Raw genomic sequence first — 4,778 nt, 5'->3', positions numbered from 1 at the left:
CTCGGGTCTCCAGTAGATCTGAGGGGGCTCACTGCATAACGGCTCACACGCCGGTGCCGTGGACTGCAGACGGAAGTATTTCAGCAGCCTGTTAGGAGAAATTTCGATGACAACGAGCAAAAAAGATGCATCGCTTGCGAGCAAAATTTTGCGCAAACCCGGAAGCACTCCGGCGCAGAAATCAGTCGCTGGGTCTGATCTCTCTCAGGCTAAGAAAAAGCCAAATCCTGCATCGAAGAAGAAAAAGTAAGGACTGCGATCAGGCCGCCTGTTGTGCGTTACACGGTAACGCATCTGCACGGGCCATTGAGCCACCACCCGGCACTTCTGCGGTGGCGTCAGCCATCACATCAAGCCGACCCGCAAGGTCTCGGGCGGGCTGCGCTACGTCCTGACGGCGATGTAGAACTTGTAGGAGTCATACTGCTCACCAAACGGTCGTTTTATGTACGCTCCGCCGACCAACCAAGATGTTATTTTCAGAAGACGACTGCACCAATCAACGAGGCATGACGCCTGTTGTGCATACGGCTCCTGATAGCCAGATATCAGGACTCCTCTGCACGAAACTCGGCTATGCTCAATACTCGTGTGCACCAAAGCGAGGTGAGCATGGCGACCGATACCGCACCGATTACCGAGCACGGCGTAGCCACCCTGCCAGATCAGGCATGGGAGCGTGCGCGCCGTCGCGCGGAGATCATCGGGCCGCTGGCACAGTCGGAAACGGTCGGGCATGAAGCGGCCGATGCGGCAGCCCAGGCACTTGATCTGTCCCGGCGACAGGTCTACGTCCTGATCCGCCGTGCCCGGCAAGGCTCGGGGTTGGTCACTGACTTGGCTCTTGGGCAGTCGAGCGGCGGCAAAGGTAAGGGCCGCTTGCCGGAATCGGTCGAACGCATCATCCGCGAGCTACTGCAAAAGCGCTTTCTCACCAAGCAGAAGCGCAGCCTGGCGGCCTTCTATCGCGAGGTTGCGCGGACGTGCAAACTGCAAAATCTGCGGGTGCCGGCGCGCAACACAGTGGCGTTGCGGATTGCCGGCCTCGACCCGCTCAAGACCATTCGCCTTCGGGAAGGGCAGGATGCGTCCCGCACCCTGCAAGGTGTCGGTGGCGTTCCACCGCCAATTTTCACGCCAATGGAGCAGGTGCAAATCGACCATACGGTCATCGACCTGATCGTGGTGGACGAGCGCGACCGGCAACCAATTGGCCGTCCGTACCTTACCCTCGCCATCGATGTGTTCACCCGCTGCGTGGTTGGCATGGTGGTCACGTTAGAAGCGCCATCCGCCGTCTCGGCCGGCCTGTGCCTCGCACACGCCGGTTGCGACAAGCGCCCTTGGTTGGAAAGGTTGGACGTGGAAATGGACTGGCCGATGAGCGGCAAGCCCGCGCTGCTCTACCTGGACAACGCGGCCGAATTTAAGAGCGAGGCGCTGCGCCGTGGCTGCGAGCAGCATGGCATCCGGTTGGACTATCGGCCTCTCGGGCAGCCGCACTATGGCGGCATCGTGGAACGGATCATCGGCACGGCGATGCAGATGATCCACGACGAATTGCCGGGGACGACCTTCTCCAACCCTGACCAGCGCGGGGAATACGCCTCCGAGAAGATGGCCGCCCTGACCCTGCGCGAGCTGGAACGCTGGCTCGCATTGGCGGTTGGCACCTATCACGGCTCCGTGCACAACGGCCTGCTCCAACCGCCGGCCGCGCGCTGGGCCGAAGCTGTCGCGCGTACCGGCGCTCCAACCGTCATCACTCGCACCACGGCTTTTCTGGTCGATTTCCTGCCCGTCCTCCGCCGCACCCTGACCCGCACTGGCTTCGTCATCGACCACATCCACTACTACGCCGATGCGCTCAAGCCGTGGATAGCTCGGCGCGACCGCCTGCCTGCGTTCCTGATCCGGCGCGACCCACGCGACATCAGCCGCATTTGGGTGCTGGAGCCGGAGGGGCAGCACTATTTGGAAATTCCATACCGTACCTTGTCGCACCCGGCTGTCACCCTCTGGGAACAACGGCAGGCGCTGGCGAAATTGCGGCAGCAAGGGCGCGAACAGGTGGATGAGTCGGCGCTGTTCCGCATGATCGGGCAGATGCGCGAAATCGTGACCACTGCGCAGAAAGCCACGCGCAAGGCGCGGCGCGACGCGGATCGACGCCAGCATCTCAAGTCAACGGCACAACCTGTCAAAACCACGCCACCACCGGACACGGACATGGCAGACCCGCAGGCGGACAACCAGCCACCTGCCAAACCGTTCGACCAGATTGAGGAGTGGTAGCCGTGGACGAATATCCCATCATCGACCTGTCCCATCTGCTGCCGACGGCTCAGGGCTTGGCCCGTCTTCCGGCTGACGAGCGCATCCATCGCCTTCGCGCCGACCGCTGGATCGGCTATCCGCGAGCAGTTGAGGCGCTGAACCGCCTGGAAGCCCTGTATGCGTGGCCAAACAAGCAACGCATGCCCAACCTCCTATTGGTCGGTCCAACCAACAACGGCAAGTCGATGATCGTCGAGAAGTTCCGCCGCACCCGCCCGGCCAGCTCCGACGCCGACCAGGAACACATCCCAGTATTGGTCGTGCAGATGCCGTCCGAGCCGTCGGTGAGCCGTTTCTACGTCGCACTGCTCGCGGCGATGGGGGCACCATTGCGAGCGCGCCCACGGCTGCCGGAAATAGAGCAACTGGCGCTGGCACTGCTGCGCAAGGTCGGCGTGCGTATGCTGGTGATCGACGAGTTACACAACGTCCTGGCCGGCAACAGCGTCAACCGCCGGGAATTCCTCAACCTGCTGCGCTTCCTTGGCAACGAACTGCGCATCCCGCTGGTCGGGGTCGGCACGCGCGACGCCTACTTGGCCATCCGCTCAGATGACCAGTTGGAAAACCGCTTCGAGCCGATGATGCTGCCGGTGTGGGAGGCCAACGACGATTGCTGTTCACTGCTGGCCAGCTTCGCGGCTTCGCTCCCGCTGCGGCGACCTTCGTTGATTGCCACGCTGGACATGGCTCGCTACCTGCTCACGCGCAGCGAGGGCACTATTGGCGAGCTGGCGCACCTATTGATGGCGGCGGCCGTGGCAGCCGTGGAGAGTGGTGAGGAAGCGATCAACCACCGCACGCTCAGCATGGCCGATTACACCGGTCCTAGCGAGCGGCGGCGGCAATTCGAGCGGGAACTGATGTGAAGCCAGCGCCACGCTGGCCAGTGCATCCGGCACCCAGGGAAGGCGAAGCCCTGTCTTCGTGGCTCAACCGCGTGGCCCTTTGCTATAACATGGAAGTGTCCGAGCTGCTGGAGCACGATCTTGGTCACGGCCAGGTTGACGACCTGGACACCGCGCCACCACTGGCGCTGCTGGCGATGCTCTCCCAGCGGAGTGGTATCGAGCTGGATCGGCTGCGCTGCATGAGTTTCGCCGGCTGGGTGCCTTGGCTACTGGACAGCCTTGATGATCAGATTCCAGCGGCATTGGAAACCTATGCGTTCCAACTCTCGGTGCTGCTGCCGAGACTCCGCCGTAAGACGCGATCCATCACGAGTTGGCGTGCCTGGCTGCCCACCCAACCGATACACCGCGCCTGTCCGCTCTGCCTGAACGATCCGGAGAACCAAGCCGTACTGCTCGCGTGGAAGCTGCCCCTGATGCTGAGCTGCCCACTGCATGGCTGCTGGCTGGAATCCTATTGGGGCGTGCCAGGGCGGTTTCTCGGCTGGGAGAACGCCGACGCCGAACCGCGCATTGCCAGCGACGCGATTGCGGCGATGGACCAACGTACCTGGCAGGCACTGACGACCGGCCATGTGGAGCTGCCGCGCCGACGCATCCACGCCGGATTGTGGTTTCGATTGCTACGCACGCTGCTCGATGAGCTGAACACCCCGCTTTCGACGTGCGGAGCCAGCGCGGGGTATCTCCGCCAAGTCTGGGAAGGCTGCGGGCATCCGCTGCGTGCTGGGCAAAGTCTGTGGCGACCGCATGAAGCCCTGAACCCGGCAGCACAGTTGCAGATGCTGGAGGCGGCGGCAACGGCAATTCACTTGATTGAGGTGAGGGATATCAGCCCGCCAGGCGAGCAGGCAAAGCTATTCTGGTTCGAGCCCCAAACCGGGTTCACCAGTGGACTGCCGGCGAAAGCGCCGAAGCCCGAACCCGTCGATCACTGGCAACGGGCGGTCCAGGCCATTGATGAGGCGATCATTGAAGCGCGGCACGACCCCGAGACGGCCCGCTCGCTGTTCGCGTTGGCTTCCTTTGGTCGGCGCGACCCCGCTTCCCTGGAACGGTTGCGCACCACCTTCGCGAAGGAAGGCATCCCCCCGGAATTTCTGTCACATTATGAGCCTGACGGACCCTTTGCATGTCTTAGACAGAATGACGGGTTAAGTGACAAATTTTGACGGCTCGAACTTTCCGGCGCACACTGTCACATAATCGAACGTATATGTGACAGGTGCAACATGCTGATTGGCTACATGCGAGTATCGAAGGCGGATGGCTCCCAAGCGACTGACTTGCAGCGCGATGCGCTGATCGCGGCTAGCATCGATCCGGCTCATCTTTATGAGGACCAGGCGTCCGGCAAGCGCGAGGATCGCCCTGGCCTGGCAAACTGCCTGAAGGCGCTGAGGTCGGGAGATACGCTGGTGGTGTGGAAGCTCGACCGTAAGCGTCCGCCGAACCCATCTTTTCAATGAGTCTGTGCTGAGTGAAGCTTGAGTTTTTTCGGAGGCTTCATGCGATCAGACAAACTCAGTG

The 4,778-nt window shown here is 62.0% G+C and carries 4 protein-coding genes and 1 pseudogene; all 5 read left to right on the top strand.

The genetic code is table 11. The annotated features are described in order from the left end of the window. Nucleotides 1-106 precede the first annotated feature (106 nt). Complete coding sequence (locus tag AC2VLV_RS06945; protein ID WP_486989280.1) at nucleotides 107-250, top strand: hypothetical protein; 144 nt, start codon at nucleotides 107-109, stop codon at nucleotides 248-250. 326 nt (nucleotides 251-576) lie between these two features. Continuing rightward, nucleotides 577-2,295, top strand: coding sequence for a transposase (locus tag AC2VLV_RS06940; protein ID WP_486989281.1), 1,719 nt, complete (start codon nucleotides 577-579; stop codon nucleotides 2,293-2,295). Between the two features lie 2 nt (nucleotides 2,296-2,297). Continuing rightward, nucleotides 2,298-3,206, top strand: a complete 909-nt coding sequence (locus AC2VLV_RS06935; RefSeq protein ID WP_486989279.1) for a TniB family NTP-binding protein — start codon at nucleotides 2,298-2,300, stop codon at nucleotides 3,204-3,206. Beyond that, nucleotides 3,203-4,420 (top strand): TniQ family protein, encoded by a 1,218-nt coding sequence (locus AC2VLV_RS06930; protein WP_486989278.1) that lies wholly within the window; start codon nucleotides 3,203-3,205, stop codon nucleotides 4,418-4,420. Before AC2VLV_RS06935 ends, AC2VLV_RS06930 begins: the two co-directional genes overlap by 4 nt. A gap of 60 nt (nucleotides 4,421-4,480) precedes the next feature. Next, nucleotides 4,481-4,687: pseudogene (locus AC2VLV_RS06925) on the top strand (recombinase family protein); the annotation flags it as partial. Between the last annotated feature and the right edge of the window lie 91 nt (nucleotides 4,688-4,778).

The sequence above is a fragment of the Thiomonas sp. TH-17 genome, assembly GCF_057473305.1.
Note: the sequence above shows the minus strand (reverse complement) of the source record. Positions and strands in the feature narration are given on the sequence as shown.